27 protein-coding genes are annotated in these 26,919 nt (G+C 75.8%); 20 read left to right on the forward strand and 7 right to left on the reverse strand.

Annotated features, from left to right (window positions below; all coding sequences use genetic code 11):
- Positions 1-111 precede the first annotated feature (111 nt).
- The 8 genes from BM242_RS11325 (at position 112) to BM242_RS11360 (ending at position 9,010) form a co-directional block, all read left to right on the forward strand.
- On the forward strand, positions 112-1,527 hold the full coding sequence (locus BM242_RS11325) for an SCO2321 family membrane protein (protein WP_107365112.1): 1,416 nt from the start codon (positions 112-114) through the stop codon (positions 1,525-1,527).
- Entirely contained in the window at positions 1,527-2,453 is a 927-nt protein-coding gene (locus BM242_RS11330; RefSeq protein ID WP_342746953.1) for an SCO2322 family protein, read from the forward strand. Before BM242_RS11325 ends, BM242_RS11330 begins: the two co-directional genes overlap by 1 nt.
- The gene (locus BM242_RS11335) at positions 2,450-3,601 is read left to right on the forward strand and encodes a CbiQ family ECF transporter T component (protein WP_093838641.1); all 1,152 of its coding nucleotides are present in this window, start codon (positions 2,450-2,452) and stop codon (positions 3,599-3,601) included. The genes BM242_RS11330 and BM242_RS11335 overlap by 4 nt, the downstream gene beginning before the upstream one ends.
- Positions 3,598-5,325, forward strand: a complete 1,728-nt coding sequence (locus tag BM242_RS11340; protein ID WP_093838642.1) for an ABC transporter ATP-binding protein — start codon at positions 3,598-3,600, stop codon at positions 5,323-5,325. Before BM242_RS11335 ends, BM242_RS11340 begins: the two co-directional genes overlap by 4 nt.
- The gene (locus tag BM242_RS11345) at positions 5,322-6,185 is read left to right on the forward strand and encodes an ECF transporter S component (RefSeq protein ID WP_093838643.1); all 864 of its coding nucleotides are present in this window, start codon (positions 5,322-5,324) and stop codon (positions 6,183-6,185) included. The genes BM242_RS11340 and BM242_RS11345 overlap by 4 nt, the downstream gene beginning before the upstream one ends.
- 292 nt (positions 6,186-6,477) lie before the next feature.
- Complete coding sequence (locus BM242_RS11350; RefSeq protein WP_093838644.1) at positions 6,478-7,848, forward strand: multidrug effflux MFS transporter; 1,371 nt, start codon at positions 6,478-6,480, stop codon at positions 7,846-7,848.
- 275 nt (positions 7,849-8,123) lie between these two features.
- Entirely contained in the window at positions 8,124-8,561 is a 438-nt protein-coding gene (locus BM242_RS11355) for a peptidoglycan-binding domain-containing protein (RefSeq protein WP_175541374.1), read from the forward strand.
- Positions 8,562-8,578: 17 nt separating this feature from the next.
- Entirely contained in the window at positions 8,579-9,010 is a 432-nt protein-coding gene (locus tag BM242_RS11360; RefSeq protein ID WP_175541375.1) for a peptidoglycan-binding domain-containing protein, read from the forward strand.
- Between the two features lie 43 nt (positions 9,011-9,053).
- Here the strand turns inward: BM242_RS11360 and BM242_RS11365 are convergent, their stop codons facing one another.
- Positions 9,054-9,830 (reverse strand): class I SAM-dependent DNA methyltransferase, encoded by a 777-nt coding sequence (locus tag BM242_RS11365; protein WP_093838647.1) that lies wholly within the window; start codon positions 9,828-9,830, stop codon positions 9,054-9,056.
- 182 nt (positions 9,831-10,012) lie between these two features.
- Between BM242_RS11365 and aac(3) the strand changes: the two genes are divergently transcribed.
- The 6 genes from aac(3) (at position 10,013) to BM242_RS11395 (ending at position 15,741) form a co-directional block, all read left to right on the forward strand.
- On the forward strand, positions 10,013-10,870 hold the full coding sequence (aac(3), locus tag BM242_RS11370) for an aminoglycoside 3-N-acetyltransferase (RefSeq protein ID WP_093838648.1): 858 nt from the start codon (positions 10,013-10,015) through the stop codon (positions 10,868-10,870).
- Positions 10,857-11,258, forward strand: a complete 402-nt coding sequence (locus BM242_RS11375; RefSeq protein ID WP_093838649.1) for a gamma-glutamylcyclotransferase family protein — start codon at positions 10,857-10,859, stop codon at positions 11,256-11,258. The genes aac(3) and BM242_RS11375 overlap by 14 nt, the downstream gene beginning before the upstream one ends.
- A 19-nt stretch (positions 11,259-11,277) precedes the next feature.
- Positions 11,278-12,378, forward strand: a complete 1,101-nt coding sequence (locus BM242_RS11380; RefSeq protein WP_175541376.1) for a serine hydrolase domain-containing protein — start codon at positions 11,278-11,280, stop codon at positions 12,376-12,378.
- Complete coding sequence (locus BM242_RS11385; RefSeq protein WP_245833993.1) at positions 12,375-13,448, forward strand: small ribosomal subunit Rsm22 family protein; 1,074 nt, start codon at positions 12,375-12,377, stop codon at positions 13,446-13,448. The genes BM242_RS11380 and BM242_RS11385 overlap by 4 nt, the downstream gene beginning before the upstream one ends.
- A 240-nt stretch (positions 13,449-13,688) precedes the next feature.
- Positions 13,689-14,432 (forward strand): bifunctional DNA primase/polymerase, encoded by a 744-nt coding sequence (locus BM242_RS11390; RefSeq protein WP_093838651.1) that lies wholly within the window; start codon positions 13,689-13,691, stop codon positions 14,430-14,432.
- A 115-nt stretch (positions 14,433-14,547) separates the two neighbouring features.
- Positions 14,548-15,741, forward strand: coding sequence for an MBL fold metallo-hydrolase (locus tag BM242_RS11395; RefSeq protein ID WP_425443833.1), 1,194 nt, complete (start codon positions 14,548-14,550; stop codon positions 15,739-15,741).
- Positions 15,742-15,767: 26 nt separating this feature from the next.
- On the opposite strand, the gene BM242_RS11400 is transcribed toward BM242_RS11395, so the two are convergent.
- From BM242_RS11400 to BM242_RS11410, 3 genes are read right to left on the reverse strand one after another with little or no spacing between them, the layout of a single operon-like run.
- Complete coding sequence (locus BM242_RS11400; protein ID WP_093838652.1) at positions 15,768-16,106, reverse strand: DUF3140 domain-containing protein; 339 nt, start codon at positions 16,104-16,106, stop codon at positions 15,768-15,770.
- A gap of 48 nt (positions 16,107-16,154) precedes the next feature.
- The gene (locus tag BM242_RS11405) at positions 16,155-16,835 is read right to left on the reverse strand and encodes an HhH-GDP family DNA glycosylase (RefSeq protein ID WP_245833994.1); all 681 of its coding nucleotides are present in this window, start codon (positions 16,833-16,835) and stop codon (positions 16,155-16,157) included.
- A 49-nt stretch (positions 16,836-16,884) separates the two neighbouring features.
- Positions 16,885-17,094, reverse strand: a complete 210-nt coding sequence (locus tag BM242_RS11410; RefSeq protein ID WP_093838653.1) for a hypothetical protein — start codon at positions 17,092-17,094, stop codon at positions 16,885-16,887.
- A 184-nt stretch (positions 17,095-17,278) separates the two neighbouring features.
- Between BM242_RS11410 and BM242_RS11415 the strand changes: the two genes are divergently transcribed.
- Entirely contained in the window at positions 17,279-17,992 is a 714-nt protein-coding gene (locus BM242_RS11415; RefSeq protein ID WP_093838654.1) for a hypothetical protein, read from the forward strand.
- Positions 17,993-18,030: 38 nt separating this feature from the next.
- On the opposite strand, the gene BM242_RS11420 is transcribed toward BM242_RS11415, so the two are convergent.
- Positions 18,031-19,032, reverse strand: coding sequence for an SCO2278 family lipoprotein (locus BM242_RS11420; RefSeq protein ID WP_093838655.1), 1,002 nt, complete (start codon positions 19,030-19,032; stop codon positions 18,031-18,033).
- Between the two features lie 194 nt (positions 19,033-19,226).
- Here BM242_RS11420 and BM242_RS11425 point away from each other — a divergent pair, with 194 nt between their 5' ends.
- On the forward strand, positions 19,227-20,027 hold the full coding sequence (locus BM242_RS11425; protein ID WP_175541377.1) for a CDP-alcohol phosphatidyltransferase family protein: 801 nt from the start codon (positions 19,227-19,229) through the stop codon (positions 20,025-20,027).
- A gap of 16 nt (positions 20,028-20,043) precedes the next feature.
- Here the strand turns inward: BM242_RS11425 and BM242_RS11430 are convergent, their stop codons facing one another.
- Complete coding sequence (locus tag BM242_RS11430; RefSeq protein ID WP_093838656.1) at positions 20,044-20,496, reverse strand: FAD synthase family protein; 453 nt, start codon at positions 20,494-20,496, stop codon at positions 20,044-20,046.
- A gap of 283 nt (positions 20,497-20,779) precedes the next feature.
- Between BM242_RS11430 and BM242_RS11435 the strand changes: the two genes are divergently transcribed.
- From BM242_RS11435 to BM242_RS28895, 4 genes are read left to right on the forward strand one after another with little or no spacing between them, the layout of a single operon-like run.
- Positions 20,780-22,036, forward strand: a complete 1,257-nt coding sequence (locus BM242_RS11435; RefSeq protein WP_245833995.1) for a glycosyltransferase — start codon at positions 20,780-20,782, stop codon at positions 22,034-22,036.
- A 26-nt stretch (positions 22,037-22,062) separates the two neighbouring features.
- The gene (locus BM242_RS11440; RefSeq protein ID WP_107365113.1) at positions 22,063-23,952 is read left to right on the forward strand and encodes a lipopolysaccharide biosynthesis protein; all 1,890 of its coding nucleotides are present in this window, start codon (positions 22,063-22,065) and stop codon (positions 23,950-23,952) included.
- 56 nt (positions 23,953-24,008) lie between these two features.
- Positions 24,009-25,310, forward strand: coding sequence for an MATE family efflux transporter (locus tag BM242_RS11445; protein WP_245833996.1), 1,302 nt, complete (start codon positions 24,009-24,011; stop codon positions 25,308-25,310).
- Positions 25,307-25,495 carry a hypothetical protein gene (locus BM242_RS28895; RefSeq protein WP_139238318.1) on the forward strand — a complete coding sequence of 63 codons (189 nt, stop codon included), beginning with the start codon at positions 25,307-25,309 and terminating at the stop codon, positions 25,493-25,495. The genes BM242_RS11445 and BM242_RS28895 overlap by 4 nt, the downstream gene beginning before the upstream one ends.
- Here BM242_RS28895 and BM242_RS11450 read toward each other — a convergent pair.
- Positions 25,455-26,822, reverse strand: coding sequence for a hypothetical protein (locus BM242_RS11450; protein WP_425443840.1), 1,368 nt, complete (start codon positions 26,820-26,822; stop codon positions 25,455-25,457). The genes BM242_RS28895 and BM242_RS11450 overlap by 41 nt on opposite strands.
- Positions 26,823-26,919 lie beyond the last annotated feature (97 nt).

Consider the following 26,919-nt stretch of genomic DNA (forward strand, 5'->3'; position numbering starts at 1 on the left):
GGCACCGCCGAGGAATGCGGAGCTGAGCCGGTTGCCGTCACTGCGCCTTGCCGCGCCGTGGAGGACAGCCGTGCCCTGACTGCCCACCACAGTGAGAGGCGAACCACCGACATGAACACCCCGCGCACCCGCCGCCGGACCGCCGCCGGCCTGGCCGTCGCCGCAGTCGCCCTGCTGCCGTTCGCCGGCCCCGGCGCCCCCGGCGCACACGCCCACGGCTCGGCCACCGAGGGCCTCTACGGCGACGGCGACGCCACCTGGGACGGCGTCTGGCGGCAGTCCTGGTCCCTGCTGGCCCTGCACAGCGCCGGCATCACCCCGCACGAGGAGGCCGTGCACTGGCTCACCGGCCAGCAGTGCGAGGACGGTGCCTTCCCGGCCTACCGGGCCGACACCGAGCAGCCGTGCGGCGACGACACCCCACGCGACACCAACGCCACCGCCGCCGCCGTCCAGGCCCTGCACGCGCTGGGCGGGCACGAGCAGCAGATGGGCGAGGCGCTGGTGTGGCTGCTCGACGTGCAGAACGAGGACGGCGGCTGGCCCTACAACCCGGGCGGCGCCACCGACGCCAACTCCACCGCCGTGGTGCTGGGCGCCTTCACCGCGGTCGGCGACCCCGGCTATCTGGAGGAGATCGGCACCCTCCCCGACGCGCTGGCCGCCCTCCAGCTCGGCTGCGACGCCGAGGAGGCGCAGCGCGGCGCCTTCGCCTGGCAGCCCGAGGCGGACGGCTCGCTGTTCGCCAACGACCTGGCCACGGTGGACGCGGTGCTGGCCGCCCACGGCAGCGGCCTGCTGGTGGAGCCGGCGGACCCGGCCGGGGACGGGGCCGCCGCGCCCCGGCCGCTGGAGTGCGACCCGCCGCGGGAGACGGACGGTGCCCCGCGGGCCGACGCCGAGGCCGGCGCCGCCTACCTGGCCGCCAGGCTGGCCGCGGGCGACGGCCATCTCAACAACGACCTCACCGACGGACAGCCGGACTACCTCGGCACCGCCAAGGCCGTCATGGCCCTGGCCGCCGGCGGCCACCGGGCCGAGATCGCCGCCCCGCTGGAATGGCTCCGGCAGCACCACGGCGAGTGGGCCGGGTACCAGGAGAACCCCACCGCGCTGGCCGCGCTGGCCCTGACCGCGCACGCGGCCGGGGCCGACGCGCGGGACTTCGGCGGCACCGACCTGATCGCCGCGCTGGCCGCGCTGGGCCCCGAGCCGCAGACCCCGCTGGACGAGGTGCCGGAGGACACCGCCACCGATGACGGCAAGGCCGCGGAGGGCGACGCGGATGCCGGCACCGGAACCGGCGCCGGCGATGGCCAGGAGGACGTGGAGGAGGAGGATTCCGGCTCGCTGCTGTGGCTGCTCGGCATCGGCCTGCTCGCCGGTGCCGGCATCGGCCTGCTGCTGGCGCTGCGCGGCCGGGGAACCGCCAGGAACGGCGACACCTCCGGCTCCGCCGACGCCGACGCCGACGGCAACGGCGACGGCAACGGCGACAGCGGCAACGAACCGAAGCAGCAGCCCTGATGCCGCGGATGTCCCGCCGCCGTGCCTCCCGCCCGGTTCCCGGCCCGGTGCCACCCGCTGCCGCCGCGGTCGCGGCGGTCTCCGGTACCGGCCCGGCGGCGGGCCCGGGCGGCCGGAGGCGGCGCCGCACGGAGGCGTCCGCCGGGCGGACGGCGCGGTTCCGGGCGTCCTCGGCGGCCGTCGCGGTCGCCGTCGTCGCCCTGACCGCGGTCGTCGCCGCGGTGGCGCCGGCCGGGGCGGCCTGGGCCGCCGACACCAGCGGCTACCGCTACTGGTCCTTCTGGCACCGGGCGCCGGAGGCCGGCGGCGAGTGGCGGTACGCCACGCAGGGCCCCGGCAGCTACCGGCCGGCCGACGGCGAGGTGCTCGGCTTCCGCTTCGCGGTCAGCGTGGACGCCGCCGACGCCGACCGGCCGCGCACCGACGCCGGCTTCGACGATGTCTGCGGCGGCACCCCGGCGCCCGGCACCGGCAGCCGCCGGGTCGCCCTGGTCATCGACTTCGGCACCGAGGCGGACGCCCCGGCCGGTGAGCTGCCCCCGCAGGGCGACGGCGGTCCGCGCACCGAGTGCGCCGTGATCGACGACGGTGCCTCCGCCGCCGAGGCACTCGCCGCCGTGGCCTCGCCGCTGCGCTACAACTCCGAGGCGCTGCTGTGCGCGATCGCCGGCTATCCGGCCGAGGGCTGCGGGGAGCAGGTCGCCCTCGACCCCGGCACCGGCCGCCCCGCCGGGGCCCCGGAGGAGACCGCCGCCCGCCCGGCCGGCGGCGACAGCCACGGCAGCGACGGCGGCGGCGACGGTGACGACGGTGACGGCGGCGGCAGCCCGGCCGCGGTCTGGACCGGCCTCGGAATCGTCGCGTTCCTCGCCCTGGCCGCGGTCCGGCGGGCCCGCCGGCGCCGCCCCCCGCCCGCCTCGTCATGAACACCCGGCCCGCCCTGGGCGCGGCGCTCCGGGCGCCCGGGGCCACCCGGTCCACCGCCCTGCACGCGGGCGCCTGGTGGCTGTGGGCCCTCGGCCTGGCCGCCGCCGCCTCCCGCACCACCAACCCGCTGCTGCTCGCCCTGCTGATCACCGTGGCCGGCTATGTGGTGGCGGCCCGCCGCACCGACGCCCCCTGGGCCCGCGCCTTCCGCTTCTTCCTGGCGCTCGGCGCGCTGGTGGTGGCCGTCCGGACCGGCTTCGTGCTGCTGCTGGGCTCACCCATCGGCGGCACCACCGTGGTGCTGGTCCTCCCCGAGGTGCCGCTGCCCGACTGGGCGCAGGGCGTGCGGCTGGGCGGCCGGGTGACCGCCGAGGCCCTGTACTTCGCCTTCACCGACGGACTGCGCCTGGCCACCCTGCTGATCTGCGTCGGCGCCGCCAACGCCCTGGCCAACCCGGCCCGGCTGCTGAAGTCGCTGCCCGGCGCGCTCTACGAGGCCGGGGTGGCGGTGGTGGTCGCCATGACCTTCGCCCCGCACCTGATCGCCGATGTGCTGCGGCTGCGCGCCGCGCGGCGGCTGCGCGGCCGGGCGGACCGGGGCGTGCGCTCGGTGCTCCAGGTCGCGCTGCCGGTGCTGGAGAGCGCGCTGGAACGCTCGGTGGCCCTGGCCGCCGCCATGGACGCGCGCGGCTACGGCCGCACCGCCGAGGTACCCGCGCCGGTCCGGCACGCCACCACCGCCCTCACCCTCGGCGGCCTGCTCGGCGTCTGCGCCGGCAGCTACGCCCTGCTGGCCGCCGAGGGCGCCGCCCTGGGCCTGCCGGTGCTGCTGCCCGGGCTGGCCGCCGCGCTGGCCGGGCTGCGGCTGGGCGGGCGGCGCAGCGTGCGCACCCGCTACCGGCCGGACCGCTGGGGGTGGCGGGCCTGGGCGGTGTCCGGCTCCGGCGCGGCGGTGGCCGCCGTGCTGATCCACGCGGCGTCCGCGGACCCGAGTGCCCTGAACCCGCCCGCCGTGCCGCTGGCCGCGCCCGCGTTCCCGCTGCTCCCGGCCGCCGGGATCGTGCTGCTCGGCCTGCTCCCCGCCGTCCTCGCCCCGGCCCCGCCCGACCCGCCCTCGACCAGCAGCACCGGAGACAGCCCGCGATGATCCGCTTCGACCAGGTCTCGGTGACCTACGACGGCGCCGACCGCCCCGCCGTCCAGGGCGTCGACCTCACCGTCCCCGAGGGTGAACTCGTGCTGGCCGTCGGCCCGTCCGGGTCCGGGAAGTCCACGCTGCTGGGCACCGTCTCGGGGCTGGTGCCGCACTTCACCGGCGGCACCCTGGCCGGCCGGGTGACCGTGGCCGGGCGCGACACCCGCACCCACCCGCCGCGCGAACTCGCCGATGTGGTCGGCACGGTGGGCCAGGACCCGCTGGCCCACTTCGTCACCGACACGGTGGAGGACGAACTCGCCTACGGCATGGAATCCCTCGGTCTGCCGCCCGCCACCATGCGGCGCCGGGTGGAGGAGACGCTCGATCTGCTCGGCCTGGCCGCGCTGCGGGACCGGCCGATCGCCGCGCTCTCCGGCGGGCAGCAGCAGCGGGTGGCCATCGGCTCGGTGCTCACCGCCCATCCCCGGGTGCTGGTGCTGGACGAGCCCACCTCGGCGCTGGACCCGGGCGCGGCCGAGGAGGTGCTGGCCGTGCTGCAACGGCTGGTGCACGACCTGGGCACCACCGTGCTGCTGGCCGAGCACCGGCTGGAGCGGGTGGTGCAGTACGCCGACCAGGTGCTGCTGCTGCCGGCCGCCGGGCAGCCGCCGGTGCTCGGTGATCCGGCCGAACTGATGGCCCGCTCGCCGGTCTTCCCGCCCGTGGTGGCGCTGGGCCGGCTGGCCGGCTGGTCGCCGCTGCCGCTGACGGTGCGGGACGCCCGGCGGCGGGCCGCGCCGCTGCGCGAACGCCTCGCCGGTCATGGCGCCGGTCATGGCGCCGGTCATCCGGCCGCTCGGCCCGCCGTTCCGCCGCAGCACCGGGCGTCGTCGTCGGCGTCGTCGGCGTCGGCGGCCGGGCCGGTGCTGCTGCGGGCCGAGGGGCTCCAGGTGCGCCGGGGACGGCTGCCCGTCCTGCACGGCATCGACCTGACCGTGCGGGCCGGCGAGACGGTCGCCCTGATGGGCCGCAACGGCGCCGGCAAGTCCACCCTGCTCGCCGCCTGCGTCGGCATGCACCGGCCCGCCGCGGGACGGATCGTCCTCGGCGAGGCCGGGCTCGTCCCGCACCGCACCAGGCCCGCCGTGCTGCTGCGGCACGCCGGGCTGGTGCCGCAGGACCCGCGCGATCTGCTCTACGCCGAGACCGTGGCCGCCGAATGCGCCGCCGCCGACCGGGACGCGGGCGCCCCGCCGGGCACCTGCCGGGAACTGGTCACCCGGCTGCTGCCCGAGGTGCCGGACGCCGTCCATCCGCGGGACCTCTCCGAGGGGCAGCGGCTCACCCTCGCGCTCGCCGTGATCCTCACCGCCGCACCGCCGCTGCTGCTGCTCGACGAGCCCACCCGGGGCCTGGACTACGCGGCCAAGGCACGGCTGGCCGGCGTGCTGCGCGAGCTGACCGCCGCGGGGCATGCCGTCGTCCTGGCCACGCACGATGTCGAGCTGGCCGCCGAACTCGCCCACCGGGTGGTGGTGCTGGCGGACGGCGAGGCCGTGGCCGACGGGCCGACCCCGGAGGTGGTGGTCGCCTCCCCGGCCTTCGCGCCGCAGATCGCCAAGGTGCTGGCGCCGGAGCCCTGGCTGACCGTCCCCCAGGTACGCCACGCCCTCGCCCCCTCAGCCCCCTCTGCCTCCTCCGCAGGCCCGGATCCCGAGCGGGCGGCGCCATGACCCGCGCCCCCCGTCCGGTCCGGCTCGGGCCGCGCTCCGCCGCCGCCCTCGTGCTGCTCTCCGCGGTCGGCGTGGCCGCCTTCGGCTGGCCGCTGCTGGCCGCCCGCGGTTCCGGCCTGGCCCACTCCGCGGACGCCCCCTGGCTGTTCGCCCTGCTGCTGCCGCTGCTGCTCGCCGTGGTGGTCGCCACCATCGCCGACACCGGCCTGGACGCCAAGGCCGTGGCCATGCTGGGGGTGCTGGCCGCGGCCGGGGCGGCGCTGCGCCCGCTGGGCGCGGGCACGGCCGGGCTGCAGCCGATGTTCTTTCTGATGGTGCTCGCCGGGCGGGTGCTGGGGCCGGGCTTCGGCTTTGTCCTCGGCGCGGTGTCGATGTTCGCCTCGGCGCTGCTCACCGGCGGTGTCGGTCCCTGGATGCCGTTCCAGATGCTGGCCATGGGCTGGTTCACCATGGGCGCCGGGCTGCTGCCCGCCCCCGGCCGGCTGCGCGGGCGCGGCGAGCTGCTGCTGCTCGCCGTCTACGGCGCCGCCGCGTCGCTTCTCTACGGCCTGGTGATGAACCTCCAGGGCTGGCCGTACATCGCGGGCATGTCCAGCTCGATCTCCTTCGTGCCCGGCGATCCGCTCGGTGACAATCTGGCCCGCTTCGCCGCCTATGTACTGGCCACGTCCCTGGGCTGGGACATTCCCCGCGCCCTGCTCACCGTGGTGCTGATCCTCACCGTGGGCGGCCCGGTGCTGCGCACCCTGCGCCGCGCCACCCGCCGCACCCGCTTCCACCCCGCCCCCCGCTTCACCGACACCCCCGCCGACGCCGCCGCTGATGCCGGCACCGGCGGATTCCGGCCGCCTCCGCCGTGAATCCGGTCCGGACCGGGGGTGTGGAGTTGGTCACCCCGGCCGTCCCCGGGGGCGGCAACGGTGCCGGGCGGACAGTCGGCCGGGAGCGGCGCGGTTTCTCTCCGAGGCGCCAACGCGGGCCTGCGGTACGGGTGGTGCGCCGGGCGCGATCCGTTCCCCGCGTCCTCCCGCGCGAGGTGTGAGATACGTCCGGCGGGCGAAAAGCGGCGGAATCCGGGACTCCATACATGGGATGATCGGATTACCGCAGCGCGGCGGAGCACCAGACCGCCCGAGCATCCCGGAGAGGTGAATGTCCCAGCCCGGCCAACCCGCCACGGCCGTCGCCGAACCCCGCCCCGTACAGACCCGCATACCGTTCCGCCTGCCGGCCCGCGGCCGACGCGGGCGCCGGCCCTCCCCCGGACAGCTCGGCCCCCGGGGAAGGTCCGGACTTCTGCTCGTTCTGATCCTGGGCTCCCTGACGGCCATCCCGCCACTGGCTCTTGACCTCTACCTGCCCGCACTGCCCGGCGTCGGCGACGCGCTCGGCACCAGCGCCGCCACCGTCCAGGTCACCCTCGCCGCCTGCCTCGGCGGCCTCGGCCTGGGCCAGCTCATCACCGGGCCGATGAGCGACCAGCTCGGCCGCCGCCGCCCGCTGATCGCGGGCATGACGGTGTTCGCGCTGGCCTCGGTCGCCTGCGCGCTGGCACCCACCATCGAGACCCTGATCGCCTTCCGCGCCCTCCAGGGACTGGCCGGAGCGGCGGGCGTGGTCATCTCCCGGGCCGTGGTCCGGGACATGTTCGACGGCCTGGCCATGGCCCGCTTCTTCTCCACCCTGCTGCTGATCTCCGGCGTCGCGCCCGTCCTGGCCCCGGTCTTCGGCGGCCAGATGCTGCGGATCACCTCCTGGCGCGGCCTGTTCGTGGTGCTGGCCGGCATCGGGGTGCTGCTGGTGCTGGCCGTCGTCCGCTGGCTGCCGGAGACCCTGCCGGCGGAGCAGCGGCACGGCGGCGGCATCCGCACCACCCTGCGCGACATGCGCGGACTGCTGCGCGACCGCGTCTTCACCGGCTATCTGCTCACCTGCACCGCCACCTTCGCCGCGCTCTTCGCCTATGTCGCCGCCTCGCCGTTCGTGGTGCAGGAGATCTACGGCGGTTCGCCGCAGACCTTCAGCCTGCTGTTCATGGTGAACTCCATCGGGCTGGTGACGGTGGGCCAGATCAACGGCAAGATCCTGGTCGGCCGGGTCTCCCTGGACCGGGTCACCGCCCTGGGCCTGGCCACTCTCCTCCTCGCGGCCACCGCCCTGCTGCTGATGACCAGCGGCGTCTTCGGCCGGGTCGGCCTGCTTCCGGTGGCCGCCGGCCTGTTCGTGCTGATGTCGGCCATGACGCTGGTGCTGCCCAACGCCAACTCCCAGGCCCTGATGCGCACCCCGCACGCCGCCGGTTCCGCCTCCGCGCTGCTCGGCGCGGCGCAGTTCGGCCTGGGCGGGCTGGTCTCGCCGCTGGTCGGCATCGCGGGCGAGGACACCGCCGTGCCGATGGCCGTGCTCCAGCTCACCGCCGTGCTGCTGGCCATCGCGGCCTTCCTCGCCCTGTGCCGCCCCTGGAGCCCCCGCCCGGCCATCCCCGGCAACGGCCATACCATCGCCGCCGCCAGACCGGACTGACTCCGAACGGGACGGAGAACGGGACGGACACCCCTGGCCCGGCGGGCCGTGCTGGGGGGCCGGGGGTGGTGTGTGCCCTGTTTGCTGTGCAGTTGCTCTCGTTGTGCTCTCATGGCGCACTCACCGGACTGCGGGGTTCCGGGTCGGCCGCTACGGTTGTTCGCGTCTGTGAACCCGAGGGGGAACAGCGTCACATGGGTGCAGGTGCCATCAGATGCCCGGGCGGTATGTCCCGGCCGGGCGGGCGCGGGCACCCGTGCAACCGGAGGGGAATCATGTTGCTGAGGAACATCGCCGCATCGGTGTGCACCGCCGTGCTCGCGGCAGCCGGCGTCGCCGTCACGGCCTCCACCGCGGAGGCCGCCTCCTACCCGACGTGCAACGCCGCCAAGAAGAAGTACATCTCCGACACCCGGTATGTGGTGCAGCCGTTCTACGAGCGCACCGGCTCCCGGAACTGCGTGATGGGCTACGGGGCGCAGTCCGCCGGCGTGGTGCGTCTCCAGTTCGCGCTCAACGACTGCTACAGCGCCATCTCCATCGAGGAGGACGGCATCTACGGCAGGAACACCAGGGATGCCGTGCGTTACGCCCAGGAGCGGGGAGGCGCCGGCGTGGACGGCGTCTACGGGCCGGAGACCCGCAAGGCCATGTACTGGGGGATCTACGAAGACGGGCGCGGGTTCCGGGGCTGCGGCCGGCCGAAGGTATGAGAGAAGAGGAGGGGAAGATGAACCGCAAACTTGCTTCCGTCCTGGGGACCCTGGTCCTGGGCGCGGCTGCCGTGCTGGTGACTCCGGGGACGGCCCAGGCCGCGTACCCGACCTGCAACGCCCAGAAGGTGAAGTACGTCTCCGGCTCGCTGTTCACCTACCAGCCCTACTACACGGGCACCGGCTCCCGGAACTGCGTGATGGGCTACGGGGCCCAGTCGAACGGCGTGTACGCGCTCCAGAACGCCATCGATTTCTGTTACCGGAACATCTCGGTGGACGGGATCTACGGTCCGCAGACCCGGCAGGCGGTGTGGGACGTGCAGGCCGAGGAGAACGTCGGCCGGGACGGCGTCTACGGCCCGGTGACCCGCAAGGCCATGGAGTGGCCCCTGTACGAGGGGGGACGGGGCGGCGGCTTCAAAGGCTGCACCGAACCCGGCTTCTGACCGGCATTCCCCCCGCCGCTTCCGCGCGGGCCCGGCCCCGGAGTCAGCCCGGCTCCGCGGTGCCGGGCCCCGGCGGGCGGCGGCGCGCGAGGGTGATGATCTCCGGGCTGTCCGGCGTCAGCGGACTGCGGTCCCAGTCGCCGTACTGCCCGGTGACGGCCAGTCCGGCGCCGGCCAGGAAGCCGGAAAGCTCCGCCGCGCCGAGGAAGCGCAGCGTGCTGCGGCTGATCTCGGGGCGGTCCCAGTCCGGGCTGGTGCAGGTGTGGGTGAAGGAGAGCAGGCCGTCGGTGAGCGGGGTGACCACCTCGCACTCGCTCCGCACCACGGTGCCGGCTGCGTCGGTCACCTCCCCCGAATAGCGCAGATGCCAGTCCTCCCACTCCCGCGTCAGGGGGTTGCGGGTCTCGAAGGCGAAGACGCCGCCGTCGGTCAGTGCCCTGGCGATCGCGGCGAGCGCGCCGCGGATCTCGTCGTCGGTGAGCAGCACCTGGAAGGCGTGACCGGTCATCACCACCAGGTCGAACTCCCGCTCCCGGACCGGGGCCGAGGCCAGGTCGCCGTGGATCCACTCGATGTCCCCGCCGCCGGACCGTGCCACCTCCAGCATCCCGGCGGCCGGGTCCAGGCCGCACAGCCGTCCGGTGTGGCCCGCCGCCCGCGCCCGGTGCAGCAGCGCCCCGGTGCCGCACCCCACATCCAGCACGGAGCCGGCCGACATCAGCAGCGGCAGATAGAAGGCGAAGTCCCGGCGGCGCTCGGCGGGTGCGAAGAGATCGTAGAGCGCGGCGAGACGGAGTTCGGAGAACTGTTTGTCGACCACGGCCGCCCACCCTGGCACGCCTGCCCGCCGGCCGGCGACCGGATTTCCGGGAGCCCGGGCCTGCCCGGCGGCCACCGCGGGGAGACGCAGGGCCGGGAGACGCAGGGCAGGGGGACAGAGCGGCTGCGGGCGCCGGGGCCCGGGCGGTACGCCCGCCGGGAGCGGGCGGTTACCTTCGACACATGGACATTCCCGCGCTGCTGAAACGTTCCTCAGGGCCCGTCACGCGCAGTCGGCTGGTCGAGGACCTGCGCGCCCTGGGGCTTGCCGAGGGCGACACCGTGATGTTCCACACCGCGATGTCGGCGATCGGATATGTGCCCGGCGGCGCACAGACCGTCATCGACGCCCTCGCCGAGGCGGTGGGGGAGCGGGGCACCCTGATGGTGACCTGCGGGTGGAACGACGCCCCGCCGTACGACTTCACCGCCTGGCCGCCGGAATGGCGGGAGGCGGTACGCCGGACGCAACCGGCCTTCGACCCCGGCCGCAGCGAGGCCGACCACGGCTACGGGCGGCTGCCGGAGGCGCTGCGGCGGCAGCCGGGCGCGGTGCGCAGCCGCCATCCGGACGCGAGCTTCGCCGCGCTGGGCGCGGCAGCCGCCGAGCTGATGGACCGGCACCCGTGGGACGATCCGCACGGCCCGGGCAGCCCTCTGGCGAAGCTGGTGGAGCGGGACGGCCGGGTACTGCTGCTGGGCGCGCCGCTGGACACCATCACCCTGCTGCACCACGCCGAGGCGCTCGCCGACGCCCCCGGCAAGCGGTTCGTGGAATACGAGCAGCCGGTCCTGGAGAACGGCCGGCGGGTCTGGCGCCGCTTCACCGACATCGACACCGAGCACGGCGCCTTCGACTACTCGGCCGTCGAGCGCGGGGGCAAGGACGCCTTCGCGGTGATCGCCGAGGATCTGCTGGCCGCCGGGATCGGCATCCGGGGCAGGGCCGGCGCCGCGCACTGCCACCTCTTCCCGGCCCGGGAGACGGTCGCCTTCGCCCGCACCTGGATCGAGGAGGAGTTCCGCGATGCCGCCCGGTGAGCGGGACGGGCTGTTCGTGTACGGGACGCTGCGTTTTCCCGAGGTGCTGCGGGCGCTGCTGGGCCGGGTCCCGGAGCGGGTGCCCGCCGCCGTGCGGGGCTGGCGGGCGGCGGCACTGGACGGGCGGGCGTATCCGGGCCTGGTGCCCCGGGCGGCGGCGGTGACCGAGGGGGCGCTGCTCCGGGGGCTGGCCGCGGCGGACTGGGCGGTGCTGGACCGCTTCGAGGGGGACGAGTACCGGCTCGCCCGCATCCCGCTCGCCGGCGCCGGCGAGGCGTCGGCCTGCGCCTACCTCTGGGCGGGCGGTGCGGTCCGGGCCGAGGACTGGGACGCCGGGGAGTTCGCCACGCGCCATCTCGCGCGGTATGTGGCCCGGCTGGGCGGATGATTCCCCTACCGTGGCGGCCATGACCGGTCCCGGGCCCGCCGCCGCTGCCGAATCCGCCGAGCTGGCGGCGCTGGTGGCGGAGGTGTCGGCGCTGCCGGAGGGGCCGGGCCCGTGGTGCGGCGGCGTGGTCGTGGTGGCCGGCCACGGGCGGCGCACCGTGGTCCGGCACGCCGCCGGATGGGCCCTGCGCCACACCGCCCGGGACCGTGAACTGCCGCCCGCCGGCCGGGAGCCGGTCCGGGAGAGCACCCTCTTCGACCTGGCGTCGCTGACCAAGCTGTTCACCGCGGTGGCGGTGGCGCGCGAGGCGGAGCGCGGCCGGGTCGCGCTGGACGAACGGGTGGCCGTGTACGTCCCGGAGTTCGGCCGCCGCGGCAAGGGCCGGATCACGGTCCGGGATCTGCTGACCCACCGCGGCGGGCTGCCCGCCGAACTGCCCCTGTACCGGCAGCCGGACCGCCCGGCCTCGCTGGAGCCGCTGTGGGCGCTGCCCCCGCAGCAGCCGCCGGGACGGCTGCGCCGCTACTCGGACCCGGGCATGATCGCGCTGGGCGTGCTGCTGGAACGCGTCACCGGGCGAGGGCTGGCCGAGGTGATCCGGGACGGGATCACCGGGCCGCTGGGCATGGCGGACACCCGCTTCGGTCCGGTGGCGCCGGAGCGTGCCGCGGCCACCGAGGACCAGCGCCGCCCCCGCGCCAGGGCCGACCGCGGGATGCTGCGCGGCGAGGTGCACGACGAGAACGCCGCCGCGCTGGGCGGCGTGGCCGGCCACGCCGGGCTGTTCGGCACGGCCGGGGACCTGGCGCGGTTCTGCCGGGCCCTGCTCGCCGGGGGCGGCCCGGTACTGCGGCCGGAGACGGTGCGGGCGATGTGGCAGCCGCCCGGGCTGGGCTGGGAGCTGGACCAGCCCTGGTTCATGGGGGAGCTGGCCCCGGGTGCGGCCGGTCACACCGGGTTCACCGGGACCAGCCTGGTGGTCCATCCGGCGAGCGGCGCGTTTGTGGTGATGCTCGCCACCACCGTGCACCCGGTGCGGCCCGTGCGGCCGGACCACCGGCCCCGGGCCGCCGCCGCCACCCGGCTGGCCCGCGCGCTCCGCCTACACTCGCTGCCGTGAACAGCACCTCCGAGCAGCTCCGCACCGCGCTCGACGGCCTGCTGGAGGGCCTGCCGCCCAGGCGGCTCACCGCGGCCGTGGAGCGGCTGATGGCGCAGTACCGGGCCCCGGCCGGGGCCGCCGCCGCCCCGCCCCGGTCCGCGCCGATACTGCGGGACCGGGCGGATGTGGCCGCGTACGCCGCCTACCGCATGCCCGCCACCTTCGCGGCGGTCCGCGCCGCGCTGCGCCATCTGGCCGCCCGGCTGCCCGGCTGGACACCGGCCGGACAGCTCGACATCGGCGGCGGCACGGGCGCCGCGGTCTGGGCGGCGGCCGGGGCCTGGCCGGGGGAGGACGGGCGGCGGCGGCCCGTGACGGTGCTGGACTGGGCCGGGCCGGCGCTGGAGCTGGGGCGCGAACTGGCCGCCGGGGCCGCCGACCCGGTGGTGCGCGGCGCGCGCTGGCAGCGCCTGCGGCTGACCGGGGACGCCTCGGCGGAACTGCCCGGGGCGGAGCTGGTCACCGTCTCCTATGTGCTGGGCGAGCTGCCGGAGGAGGCGCGGGAGGCGCTGGCCGTCCGCGCCGCCCGGGCGGCCGGGCCGGCGGGCGCGGTGGTGCTGGTGGAGCCGGGCACACCGGACGGATACCGGCGGATACGGGCGGCCCGGGAGCGGCTGCTGGCCGGGGGGATGACGGTGCTGGCGCCCTGCCCGCACGGCGGGCCGTGCCCGATCGGGGCGGACGGCCGTGACTGGTGTCACTTCGCCGCCCGTACCGCCCGGTCCGCGCTGCACCGCCGGGTCAAGGGCGCGGAGCTGGCCTGGGAGGACGAGAAGTTCAGCTATGTGGCGGCGGCCGGCCCGGAGCTGGCCGGACGCGGACGCGGACGCGGGGACGGGAACGGGGACGGGGAGGCGAGCGGGCGGATCGTGCGGCGCCCGCAGCAGCGCAAGGGGCAGGTGCTGCTGGATCTCTGCACGGCCGGCGACGGCCTGCGCCGGGTCACCGTCACCCGCCGCGATCCCGAGCGCTACCGCGCGGCCCGGGACACCGCCTGGGGCGATCGCTGGCCCCGGCCGGGCGGGTAGCGGGCACGGGAATTTCGCGCGCCGGGCGGGCGTTGGCGCTGACACCCGTGGGGCCGGGCCGTCGGGAAGGACCGGAGGGCAGGGAGCGGCCCGGAGCGGGAAGCGAAGGAAGCGGAAGCCGTCCGCCCGTGGTGCGGCCGGGCCGATTACGCATTCTTTCCCGTCACAAGGCAGGATGGGCGGAATAATGGCCACGCGGCCATGAAGCCCCTCGGACGAAGTGAGGCGGTAGGCGAGCCCATGGAACGCGAGAGCAGAATCCCCCGCTGGATGCGCCGGAAGGCCCGGAGTGCGGCCCGCGCCGATGCCGCCGCCAGAGCCCGCGAGGAACTGCTGCTCGCCATCGCCGGGGCGGGCTTCCCGCTGGCCCCCGCCGCCCACCCGCAGGACTACGGCTGTTCCTGCAACCGCATCGGCTGTCCCACCCCGGGCCGTCATCCGGTCTCCTTCGCCTGGCAGACCCAGGCCACCACCGACGCGGAGCAGGTGCTGCGCTGGCTGCGCGCCGAGCCGCGGGCCAATTTCGTCACCCCCACCGGCCAGCTGCACGATGTGCTGGACGTTCCGCTGGAGGCGGGCGGCGCCGCACTGGAACGGCTCACCGCCCGGGGCGCCGAGATCGGCCCGGTCGCCGTCGCCGACCCGGACCGGATGCTCTTCTTCACCAAGACCCGCAACACCGCCGCCGACGACGACGAGTGGTGGCCCTGCGAGCTGGACTGCCACCCCGAGACCATGGACGAACACCCCGGCCTGCGCTGGCACTGCCGGGCCAGCTATGTGCTGGTGCCGCCCTCCACCGTCCCGGCCGACGGCGGGGTGCGCTGGCTGCGCGGCCCGCAGTGGCCGCTGCCCGAGCCGCTGACCCTGCTGGAGGCGCTGACCGACGCCTGCGCCGCATACGCCGGGCGCGACCCGGCCGGCCCCCGCGGCGGGGACGGCGAGAGCATCGGCCAGCAGGCCGGGGCCTGGCCCGCCTCCTGACCCGGCGCCCGGGCGGCCGGCGCCCGGCGGGCGGTCAACCCCGGGCGCGGGCCGGGCGTCCCGTAGAGCAGAAGCGGAGCAGCAGCAACCGTTACCGGACGACCGGGAGGTCTCCTTGAGTGCCAACGGCTCCCCCCGCCGCCCGTCACGATCCCCGGCCCGGGCCGTCGCCCGCGCGCTGCGCCCGGCGTCCTTCGGCGCCCCGCCCGAGGGCGCCCGCATGGACCGCATCCGGCGCTCCCCGCAGTTCCGGGACGGCGCGTTCCGCAACGAGGGGCCGACCAGCGTCGGCCCCAACGGTTCGGGCCCCGCCCTCTTCCGCGAGCTGCTGTTCGGCCCCGGCCGCCGGCGCCGCCGCCCGGCCTCGGCGCCGCCGCCGCACACCGCCCCGCCCCAGGGCCCGCCGGCCGGCGGGCTGCGGCTGACCTGGCTGGGCCATGCCACCGTGCTGGCCGAGATCGACGGCCACCGGGTGCTGTTCGACCCGGTGTGGGGCGAGCGCTGCTCGCCCTTCCGGTTCGCCGGGCCGCGCCGCGTGCACCCGGTGCCGCTGCCGCTGGACGCGCTCGGGCCGCTGGACGCGGTGGTGATCTCCCACGACCACTACGACCATCTGGACCTGCCCACCATCCGGGCCCTGGCCGGCAGCGAGGCGGTCTTCGCCGTGCCGCTGGGCGTGGGCGCGCATCTGGAGCACTGGGGCATACCGGAGACCCGGATCCGCGAACTGGACTGGCACGAGTCGGTGCGGGTGCGGGAGCTGACCCTGACCGCCACCCCCAGCCGGCACTTCTGCGGGCGCGGCCTGATCCGCCGCTCGCTCACCCTGTGGGCGTCCTGGGCGGTGGCCGGTCCCGGCCACCGGATCTTCCACAGCGGGGACACCGGCTATTTCCCGGGCTTCGCGGCCATCGGCGCGGAGCACGGACCGTTCGACGCCACGATGATGCAGATCGGCGCGTACAGCGACTACTGGCCGGACATCCACATGACCCCGGAGGAGGGGCTGCGGGCGCACCAGGACCTGACCGGCGGGGTGCTGCTGCCGATCCACTGGGGCACGTTCAACCTGGCCCTGCACCCGTGGGACGAACCGGCCGAGCGGACCGCGGACGCCGCGGCGGCGGCCTCGGTGCCGGTGGCGCTCCCGCGGCCGGGCGAGCCGTTCGAGCCGTCGGGCCGGCTGCCCACCGCGCGCTGGTGGCGGCCGTACGCCCGCCCGCCGGGACACCGCGCGGCCGTGGCGGGGAAGGAGCAGCCGGAGGCGGCGGCCCCCGCGCCGTCCCCGACGAGCGCGGAGCGCCGCTGAGCCGCCCGCCGGCCGGCCGGCCCGGCTCAGGGGCGCATGGGGTCGTGTCCGAGCAGCATCAGCCGGTGGCGCCACTCGCGTTCCGGCACGGCGGCGCTGGGGCCGGCCTCCAGCTCGGTGCGCACCGTGTCGATGACCTGGGACATCACCACCACATCGGCGTCGGTCAGATCGACCCGGCGCTTCTGCAGGATGGACAGCACCCGGCGGCCCTGCTCACTGCCGGACTGCTCGGGCAGGGCCTCGGTGTCCTCGTCCGCACTGCTGGTGCGCAGCCAGGCGCGCAGCTCGGCCGAGGTCATGTTGACGAGCTGGTGGAACTCGTCCCAGAGATGCTGGAGTTCCGGGCTGGCGGTTTCGGGCATCGTCGCTCCTTCTGGTCCTGGTCCTGGTCCCGGCGCGGGTGCTCCTCGTCAGGCGGCGGCGGTTTCGCGGACGTCCTCGGCGGTGCGTCTGTCCAGCGCCACCCGCACCAGTCCGGCGGTCAGCCGGGGCAGCTCGTCCTCGCCGACCAGGCCGGAAAGTTCCTCCGGCCCGGTGGGCAGGCCGACGCGGCGGGCGCCGTCCTGTACCTTGCGGTCCGCGAAGGGGGCGTAGTCGGGCCAGACGCCCTGCGCCTCGCGCAGGAAGATCGCGGCCCCGGCCGGTCCGATGCCCGGCACCTCGGTGAGCCGCCGCTTCACCTCCTCGGGGCCGTCCGCGTCCGCGCGCAGCCGGCGCAGATCGCCGCCCCAGCGTTCCCGCACCAGCTCCGCTCCCTTGCCGAGCATGGTGGCGGTGGATTCGTCGTACCGGCGGTAGCCGCCGCGGCCCAGGGCGTCCACCCGCTCCTGCCAGTCGGCGCCGGCCATGTTCTCCGGGCTGCGCAGCCCCGCGCGGAACAGCTCCCGGGCCGCGGCGACCGCCGTGTCGGCGCGGATCCGGGCGGACAGCAGCATGGACAGCACCAGCAGCTGATAAAGCGGCTGCGGGGTGTCCCGCAGCCGGATGCCGGCCTCCTCGGCGTAGGTCCGGCCGCAGCGGTCCAGTACCGCCCGCGCGGTGTGCCGGGCGGCCCGGCCGCCGGAGCCGTCGGAACGGCGTGCCGCACTCACTGCTTCTCACCGGCTCTCATTCGTCTGCTGCCGGCCGCGGGACGGCCGGTCAGTCGGTTTCCGGGCGCTGCTCGGTGCGCTCGCTCTTGGGGCCGCGGCCCCGCTCGGTCCGCGGACCGCGGGCGCGCCAGCCCTCCTCCTCGGCCAGGTCCTCCTTGGCCGCCTCATTGGCGTACTGGTCCGGCACGCCGCTGTCCTCGGCCTGCTTGCGTTTGTGGGTGCGACGGATGTCGTAGCGCTTGCTGCCGGGCTCGGGCATCAAGATCACCTCTCGCCGCGGCGGGTTCCCCGGCCGGGAGACATCAAACCGGGGGCGCGGGAGCTCACGGTGATTCCGGAGCGTTACATAACAGGTGTCGTGCCGGACGCGGCCGTGGTTCTAGTGTGACCCACGGCACTGGGCACGACGACGGCAGTGACCGGACGGACGGAGGGGCACAGCGATGGCCGTGGACACCGAGCCGGGGGAGTGCGCGCGCGAGCTGCTGGCGGCCGGGACGCCGGCTCCCGGCACCCTGCTCACCGTCGTCTGGCGGGACCGGTACGCCCCGCGGGTCGGCCGCTGGTGCGCCCAGGACCTGGACCACCGGGCGCGGGCCCGCTGGCTGTCCGCCGCCGAGGGCGGGCACTGGCGCGAGGGCTATCTGGTCTGGCAGTACGACGGCCGGGTGTACACCGCGGCGGAACTGCTGGCGGCGATCGCCCGGGCGGCCGGGGCGGCGGACTGGACCTGCCCCCGGGACGGCGCGGCGGTCGAGGACTGGCTGGTTCACGCGGTGAGCGGCCGGACGCTGCGCCATCTGTGGACCCACCGGCCGCTGATCTTCTTCGGCGGGCCCTGGGACGCGCGGGTGATCTACCGGCCGCGCGAGTGCTGGCCGGTGCGGCACTGCTATCCGGAGCCGGACAGCCGGACCGCGGCGGAGTGGGGCCCGGCCGAGGCCCGGTCCGGGGACGTGCCGCGCTATGTGCCGGAGTACGGGCCGCGGCAGGGCGATGTGTGCATGCGCTGGGCGGTACCGGCGGCGGCCCCGTCGCCGCTGCACGTTCCGGTGCTCGGCCGCAACCCGACCTGCCCGTCCTGCGCCCTCTCCGACACCTGGCGCGACAGCCGCGGCTGGGTGCACTGCCGGCACTGCGGCGCCGTCAGCTACTGAACAGGGCCCGCCCCTTCCCGCGGCGCCCGGCCCTGCGGTCAGGCGCCGGTGGCGGACAGGGCGCCGGAGATGCGGAAGAGCAGAGCGGCCTCGCCGTCGCCCTCGGCCGGGACATGGGCGGTGAGGATCGCCATCCGGTCGATGGTGACGGTCTGCTCGGGCTCGCCCTCCATCAGCGCCTCGACATACTCGTCCACCACCGGGGTCACGCCGGTGGCCCAGGTCTTCTGCTCGTGGTGGTGGACGGTGAAGAACAGCAGCGCGCCGCCGTCCGTGGTGCGCAGGCCCAGCGCGGCCAGCGCCGGGTCCTCGGGCGGCAGGTCCTCGTGCTGCACATAGAACGCCGGGTCGGTGCTCTCGCCCTCCCGCCGGGCCAGTTCCTCCGAGGTGTAGGGGCCGTCGGCGAACGGGCCCTCCCCGGTGCGCAGGTAGTCCCCGTAGGCGGCGCTGATCCCGGCCGGGTCCAGGGCCAGGCCGTCCGCCGCGGCGGCGGCCGGGTCGGGGCTGGGGCCGCCCGCGGTGCGCACCGCCACCGCATGGCCGTCCTCGTCCTGCGCGAACTCCGGCACCGCGCTCGGCGGCAGCAGCGACAGATAGGACGCCTTCCAGTCCTCCTCCAGCGAGCCGCGGGTGAAGACCAGCAGCCAGCGGTTGCCGTCGCCGCGTCCGCTGAGCGTGTCGGCGAGGAAGAACTTCGGCCAGCCGGCCAGGCGCGGGATGTGGAAGCGGGTGTCCTCGAAAGCCAGCGGGCGGTAGTCGGGATTGCCCTCCGGGTGCACCTCGTGCCGGGCCCGGTGGCCGGCCCGGTTGATCTGACCCAGCGCCCCGGTGTCCACGGTGCGGTTGAGTTCCTCGTCGTAGACCAGGTTGGCCTCGTTGCTGACCTCGGCGTAGTGCTCCAGCACCGCCTGTGCCTCGGTCTCGGTGACCGCGGGCACCTCGGCCCGCTCGCCGTGCACCGTCATGCAGCCGGCCAGGGGCAGCGCCAGGGAGACCGCCAGGGCGATGGACGCCGCTTTGGACCGTGCCCTCACCAGCATGCTGGACCCTCCCCGTGGTTCGCGTGTTGTTCGCGGGTGCGCACCTCAAGACCCGTGCGCCAGCCGTGTGCCGCGGTGCCAGGGCATCGTATCCATGTCCGGGGCGCCGCCCGGCATGGGATGATGCCGCGCACCGCGGCACAGGGCCGCGGGGCCGGCGGGGACGGCGGGGACGGCGGGGAGGGAGAGTGCGCATGGCGGGCACCGGCATCGACAGGGGCACCGGCACCGGTGGCGGCGGGGAGCCCGGCGCGGGCGCGGCGGCTGAGCCGTCGTTCCGGGACGCGCTGGCGCGGCTGAGCGCCGCCCAGAAGACGGCCAGGGGGGTCTCCTTCTACAGCCGCTGGATCAACCGGCCGCTGGGCCGGGTGCTGGCCGCCGCCGCCTTCCGGGCCGGGCTGACGCCCAACCAGGTCACCCTGCTCAGCGCGGCCTGCACCTACTCCGCCATCGCGGCCGTCGCCCTGCTGCGCCCCTCCTGGGCCCTGGGCCCCGCGGTGTGGGCGGTGCTGGTGCTGGGCTTCGCGCTGGACTCCGCGGACGGCCAGCTCGCCCGGCTGCGCGGCGCCTCCAGCGCCTCCGGGGAGTGGCTCGACCATGTGGTGGACTGCGCCAAGCTGGTGCTGCTGCACGGCGCGGTGCTGATCTCCTTCCACCGCTTCCACGAACTCCCCGGTGACGGCTGGCTGCTGGTGCCGCTGGTCTACCAGCTCGCGGCCGTGGTGACCTTCTGCGCCGGGCTGCTGGCCGAGAAGCTCAAGCCCCGCCCCGCCGCGGGCACCGGACCGGGGGCCGGCGCCGCGCCGCCCTCCCGGCTGCGGGCCCTGGCGCTGCTCCCGGGCGACTACGGGGTGATCTGCACCGTCTTCCTGCTGCTGGGCGGCGGGACGGCGTTCCGGACCGGATACGCCGTGCTCTGCGCGGCCCAGGTGCTGCTGTGCGCGGCGCTGCTGGCCAAGTGGTACCGGGAGCTCTCCGCCCGGCCCGCCGGCTGAACGGCGGCGGGCCCGGTCAGGACTGCCCGGCGGTGCGCGGACGCGGCGGCACCAGCGCGTCCAGCACGCCCCGCAACTGGGTGCTGGAGGTGTGCACGGTGTACGGGAAATAGACGACTTCCACGCCCAGCCTGCCCATCTCCTCCTCCAGCGCGACCCCCTTGGGCGTGCCGCGCCAGTCGTCGCCCTTGAACAGGCGGTGGTAGCGGAGCTGGTGCCACATCCGCGACGTGTCGCCGGGCGTCTCGGCGACCGCGGCGTCCACAAAACGGATGCTGCGCACGATCTCCAGGCGCTCCACCAGCGGGACCACCGGCGGGCGCCCCTTGGCCTGCTCCGCCGCCTCGTCCGCGACCACCCCGGCGATCAGGTAGTCGCACTGACTGCGGGCGTGCCGGAGCACATTGAGATGGCCGATGTGGAACAGGTCGTAGACCCCGGGCGCGTAGCCCACGAGATGTGCCGGCATGGTGACGGTGTCCCCCCGATCGAGACGCGGCGGATGAGTGACGGCCGGGGACCGGCAGCGGTGCCGGCCGGTGGCCCCGGTGGCGGGCGGTGCGGATCCGTGTCTCCCGCACGAATGCGCGACCCGGCGCCCCCCGGACGATCCCCGACGATATCGCGGGCCGCTCTGCGTGACAGGAGAAACGCTCATCCTGGCCGAATCGCTGACGCTCTGTGGTGGGCTGCGGTTAGTCTGAAGTTCACCCGCTGTCAGGGGAGGCAGCCGGGGGGAGGGGAGACCGACGGTGCGCGAGCAGCAGCGCGGAGAGGCCGTTGAGCGCCTCCTGCTGGTATCCACCAACTATGCCCCGGAGCGGGCCGGTATCGGACCGTACGCCACCCAGGTCGCCGAACACTGGGCGGCCGAACGCGGCGCCGAGGTCCATGTGCTGGCCGGCATGCCGCACTACCCCGCCTGGCGGGTGGACCCCGACTACCGCGGCCGGTGGCGCGGCGTCGATCTGCGCGCCGGAGTGCGCGTGCACCGCCGCCGGCACTCCGTGCCGTCGCGGCAGACGGCCGCCCGCCGCGCCCTGTACGAGGCGTCGATCCTGGCCCACGGCCTGATCGCGCCGCCGCGCCTGGGCGGCCGGCCGGACGCCGTGCTGGCGCAGATGCCCAGCCTGGCCGGCGGGCTGCTCGCCGCCCGCCTCGCCCGCCGGTACCGCGCGCCGTTCGTTCCCGTGGTGCAGGACCTGATGGGCGCGGCGGCCGCGCAGAGCGGCATCGACGGCGGCGGCCGGGCCGCCTCGGCGGCCTCCGCCGTGGAGCGCCGGGTGCTGCGCCGGGCCGCCCTGGTCGGCATCATCCACGAGACCTTCCGGGACCGCGTCAGATCCCTGGGTGTGCCGCAGGACCGGATCCGCCTGGTGCCCAACTGGGCGCATGTGGCCCGCCCGGCCGGCAGCCGCACGCAGAGCCGGGCCCGCCTCGGCTGGCCGCCGGACCGCACGGTGCTGCTGCACGCCGGCAACATGGGCCTGAAACAGGGCCTGGAGGTGCTGATCGACGCCGCCCGGCTGGCCCCCGAACTCCTGGTGGTGCTGATGGGCGACGGCAACCAGCGGGAGGCACTGCGCCGCCGGGCCGGGGACCTGCCCAATGTGGAGTTCCTGCCGCCCGCCGAGGACGGCGACTTCCCCGATGTGCTGGCCGCCGCCGACGCCCTGGTGGTCACCCAGCGCGCCAGCGTCCTGGACATGAGCGTGCCCTCCAAGCTGACCTCGTACTTCACCGCCGGACGGCCGGTCATCGCCTCGGTCGCCGAAGCGGGCGGCACGGCCGAGGAGATACGCCGCTCGGACGCCGGCTGGCTGGTCGCGCCGGAGGATCCGGCCGCACTCGTGGCCGCCGCACGGGAGATGGCCGCGGATCCCGGTGCAGCCGATGCCGTCGGGGCACGTGGTTTCGACTACGCTCGCACCCATCTCGGCCGGCAGGCGGGCCTCGGCCGGATCTCCGCCCTGCTGGACGAGGCGCTGGACCTCCACCACGGGGGGTGAGAAGGCGCGCGGAAGGGGAGCGGCGGATGAGCCACGGCGGAGCACGGGACGACCTGCGGGCGGACACCCGGGAGATCGCCATACTGCGGGGAGACGCGGTCCGCGGCGCACTGCCCCCGGCCGGCGGCGGGATACCCGGCGGCGCCCACGCTCCGGACGAGCCGGACCTGCTGCGCGAGCAGTTCCGCCAACTGCTGCGCTACCGCCTGCTGATCACCCTGGGCGTGCTGCTCGGCCTGGCCGGCGGCCTGTATCTGGGCATGACCGCCCAGGACACCTACATCGCCACCGGCGAGGTGGTGGTGCGCGCCCCGGCCCGCGACCCCTTCGAGGGCACGACTCTGGACCGGGTGGCCATGGGCTCCGAGCGCCGCACCGCGGTCAGCGACACCGTCGCCGCCCGCGCCGCCTCGGTGCTGGGCCTGCCCGAGGACGCCGCCGACGGTCTCAAGGCCGACCTCCAGGTCACCAACCCGCCCAACACCGAGGTCCTGCGGTTCGCCTACACCGCCACCGACCCGCGGGCCGCCGCCGAGCGCGCCAACGCCTTCATCGCCGCCTATCTGGGCAACCGCCAGGAGTACGCGGACGGCCAGGTGGAGACCATGGTGGCGCGCTACACCGAGCAGCGGGAACCGCTGCTGGCCCAGCTGGAGACGCTGGATCTGGACATCAACGAGGCCCCGGACGGCAGCCGCGCCTACGACGAGGCGGTCGCCACCCGGGCCGCGGTGACCGCCCAGATCGGCGACATCAACAACCAGATCAGCGTGCTGCGTTCGCTGGACACCTCCGGCGGCCGGGTGATCACCCGGGCCACCGAGCCCGGCAGCCCGTCCGGCCCCGGCCTGGTGATGATGCTCGGCCTCGGCGGCACCGTCGGCATCGGCGCCGGGCTGCTCGCCGCCTGGATCCGGCTGGTCTTCGACCCCCGGGTGCGCTCCGCCGGCGACGTCACCCGGGCCCTGCGGGCGCCCGTGCTGGGCGTGCTGCCGCGCGGCGCCCGGCCCGCGCCCGGACAGTTGCTGGCCGAGGGCCGGCTGGCCGAGGAGATCCGGTCCGTCGCCTTCCGGCTGGCCTACGACGAGACCTTCGCCGCCCGCCGCCGGCTGCTGGTCGTCGCGCCGCGCGGCTCCATCGGGACCCCGCTGGTCACCTCGGTCAATCTGAGCGCGGCCTTCGCCGAGATGGGCAAGGACGCGCTGCTGATAGAGGCCGATCTGCGCACCCCCAGCCTGACCGAGCAGCTGCGGCACGCGGACGGCGTGCGGCCCGGCTGGGCCAGCGCGCCCGGCCGCGGCGACGGGGTGTGGCCCACCGGGCTGCGGGTGCCGATCGACGCCGGCGAGTCCGGGGTCTTCGACCTGGTGCCCGGCCTGCGGGTGCGCAATGTGCCGCGGGCGCTCACCTCCCCGGCCGCCAGCCGGCTGATCGAACACGCCGACGCCAAGGGCTCGGTGGTCGTCGTCCTGGCCCCCGCCGTGCTGTCGTACGCGGACGCCATCGCGCTGGTCGACCGGGTGGACGGGGTGCTGGTGGTCTGCGACCCGCGCGAGGTGCGCCGCGACGACCTGACCCGGGTGCGGGAACTGGTGGTCGGCGCCGGCGGCCTGCTGCTCGGCGCGGTGCTGCACTCCTGGGGCACCGGCAGCGACCAGGACAGCGGACGCGGCGCCGGGACACCCCGGGCCAAGGCCCCCGGCGGGCAGCGGCCGGCCGCCGGAGAGCAGCGGAAGCCGGCGCCCAGAGCGCCCGCCGCCGAGGACGGCGGCGCCCTCACCGCGACCGTGCCGTCGGCCCGTACCGAGACCGGTGCCGGGCGCGACCCGGCCGGCTACCGGGATGTGGGCTCGGAAACCCTCGGTCTGCGCATCGTCGACCCCGACGAGCTCGAAGAACGCGCCAACCGCCAGTGAGCGCGGCACCTCCCGGCGAAGGCCCGCGCGCCGGACGCGGACGCGGCATCCGGACGATGGCGGCCTCCGTCGGCGACCAGGGCGTCTCCGCGCTGACCAACATCGCCGTCGTGGTCTTCGCCGCCCGGCAGTCCACCGCCCGCGACTTCGCCGACTTCGCCGTGGTCTACACGGTGTTCACCGTGCTGCTCGGCGCGGCCACCGCCTATGTCGGGCAGGCGCTGGTGCTGCGCCGCGGACCGCGGACCGCGGGGCACTGCCGCGGCTCGGCCCTGTTCACCCTGGCCGCCTCCGCGGCGATCGGCGCCGCGCTGCTGCCCGCCGCGCTGCTGACCGGCGGCGGGATCGGCGGCGGCGTCGGCGGGGGCCTGGCCGCGCTCGGCCTGGTGCTGCCGGTGGTGCTCACCCAGGACGCGCTGCGCTACGGCTTCTCGGTGCTCGGGCGGCCCCAGCTCGCCCTCGCCGCCGATCTGCTGCGGCTGGCGTGCGCCGTGCCCGCCCTCGCCCTCCAGCCCTACGGCAGCTCACCGGGGCGCCTGGTGCTGGTCTGGGGGCTCTCCGCGGTGCCGGCGCTGCTGCTGGGCGGGGCGCTGCTGCTGCGGGCCACCCGGGGCGCCCCGCCGGCCCCGCTGCGCGGCCTGCTGGGCCGCCAACACCTCGGCCGCCGCTTCGTGGTCGAGTTCGGGGTGGGCAATGCCGGTACCCAGCTCGCGGTGATCTGGCTCGGCGTCCTCGCCGATCCGCTGGCGGTGGGCGCGCTGCGCGGCGCCAGCACCCTGTTCGGCCCCATGAACGTCCTGTTCAACGCCACCACCGGGTTCGGCCCGCCGCTGCTGGGCCGGATCGCCGGCCCGCGCCGCCAGGCCCGCGCCACGGCCCTGGCGGGCGTGGCGCTGGCCGGCACGGCGGCGCTGTGGGCGACGGCGCTGGCGCTGCTGCCCGGCGCGGCGGGACGGCAGCTCCTGGGCGACACCTGGTCGGCGGCGGCCGGGCTGCTGCCCGCCACCGGCAGCCAGTACGCGGCCATGGCCGTGGGCGTCTGCGGCCTGCTCACCCTGCGGGTGCTGGCGCCCAGGACCACGCTGCCGCTCCAGGTGGTGTTCTCCCTGCTCTCCGTCGGCCTGCTGCTCGGCGGCTACGCCCTGGGCGGGGTGCTGGGCGCGGCCTGGGGCCTGTGCGCCGGCTCGGCCGCCAAGGCCCTGGCCACCCGCCTCCGCATCCGCGCCCTGCTGCGCCCGCCCGCGCCGCCGCCGCCCGGCGGCACGGCCCCCGGTCCCGGCGGACGGACGACGGCGCGGCGCGATGCCGCCCCGCACGGCACTGCCGGTGCGGAGGACGGCCGGGGGGCCGGGGCGTGAGCGGGCGGTCGTGGGGCCTGGTCGTGCTGGTGGTCGGCGGCCTGCTGGGCCTGCTCGTGCTGGCGGAGAGCTGCGAGGCGGGCCGGAACGGACCGGGCTCCCCGCCGTCGTCCCCCTCGGACCGGTTCGACGCGGGAGAGCCGCTCAGCCCAGCCGGGTACGCCGCTCCTCCCGGAAGGTGCTGATCAGCAGCAGGCACAGCGCGGCGATCGCCACCCGCCCGGTGGCCTGCAGCAGCGGACCGCGCAGCAGGATGAAGGCATAGCCGGCCACCAGCGGGGTGATCACCGCCACCACATTGCCCGGTGACGGATCGTCCAGGGTGCGCCGCACATAGCGGCGGTCGGTGCGGGCCGCCAGATAGCCCAGCCCGATGAAGCCCGCCGTCATGCCCAGCGGGCCGAAGTCCAGCCAGAGCTCGGTCCACAGCGGGGACGACAGATTGGTGTTGCCCATCCCCATCCACTCGCCGATCATCACCCCGCTGTCCTCCGGCTTGCCCGTCCAGATCGCCCGGGGCACGAAGAACAGCACCGTGCCGGAGAGCTGACGGCCGTAGGAGTGGCCGGCGCCGTCCCCGACATAGGTGATGGTGTTGGCGAACATGCCGAGCTGGTCGTAGTCCTTGACCACCAGCGGCTCCAGCAGCGAGCTGCTGTTCATGGGCTGGTAGCCCTCGTCGTCGTAGCGGAACCGGTCGGCGAACGGGAAGACCAGCAGCGCCAGGATCACCCCGAGCCCCAGCGCCGTCCGGTACATCACCGGGCTGCGCGGGAACAGCGTGAAGAGGAACGAGAACAGGACGGTCAGAAACCAGAACCGCGGGTTGGACAGCGGGTTGTTGACGATGATGTTGAGCCCCAGCAGAGCGGCCCACACCAGCAGCACGCTCGGCCGCCGCCGGGCCCGGCGGGAGGTCACCAGCCAGCGGGTGTAGAACAGCAGGGCCAGCAGCGCGGGCACCGTGCCGAAGCCGCGCAGCAGGGCGTTGCCCGCCTGCCCGGTCTCGTCGCCCGGCTGGGCACCGGCGTTCTCCAGCAGCGTCTCGCTGATCTCCTGGCGGCTGGTGAAGAAGACCCCCAGCCCGCCCAGCGACATGATCATCAGGGCGCTGGCGGCAAAGGCCAGGCCGACCAGCAGATACAGCCGCAGGCGGTGCACCCGGGCGGGCGCGCGGTGCCAGGCCGGACGCAGCGAGGGGCGGCTGCGGGCCAGCAGCGCCCCCACGTCGAAGGCCACCACGCCCAGCAGCACCAGCGCGGTGGCCAGCAGCACATCGGAGCGGGCGCCCACCACCGGGGTCGGCTCCCGGCCCAGCACGCTCTGGGCGAGCGGGGCCACCCCCATCGACACATAGCAGAACAGCCAGAACGCGCCCTGGATCAGCCGGCGCCGGCCGGAGAGCACCATCGCCGACAGCCGGGCCCCGGCATAGAGGGTGACGGCCAGTTGGAGGAGAAAGGCGACATCCCGGGTGCCGTCGCCGTCCTCGGCGGTGATCAGCATCGGCATGACCGCCACCAGCCCGAGGATCAGCGGCAGGGCGGTCGCCCGGGACAGCACCGCGCGCCGGGCGGCCCGTTCGCCGGACACCGGGCGAAGCAGTCCG

It is taken from the genome of Streptomyces aidingensis (assembly GCF_900112355.1).
Classification (GTDB): Bacteria; Actinomycetota; Actinomycetes; order Streptomycetales; family Streptomycetaceae; genus Streptomyces; species Streptomyces aidingensis.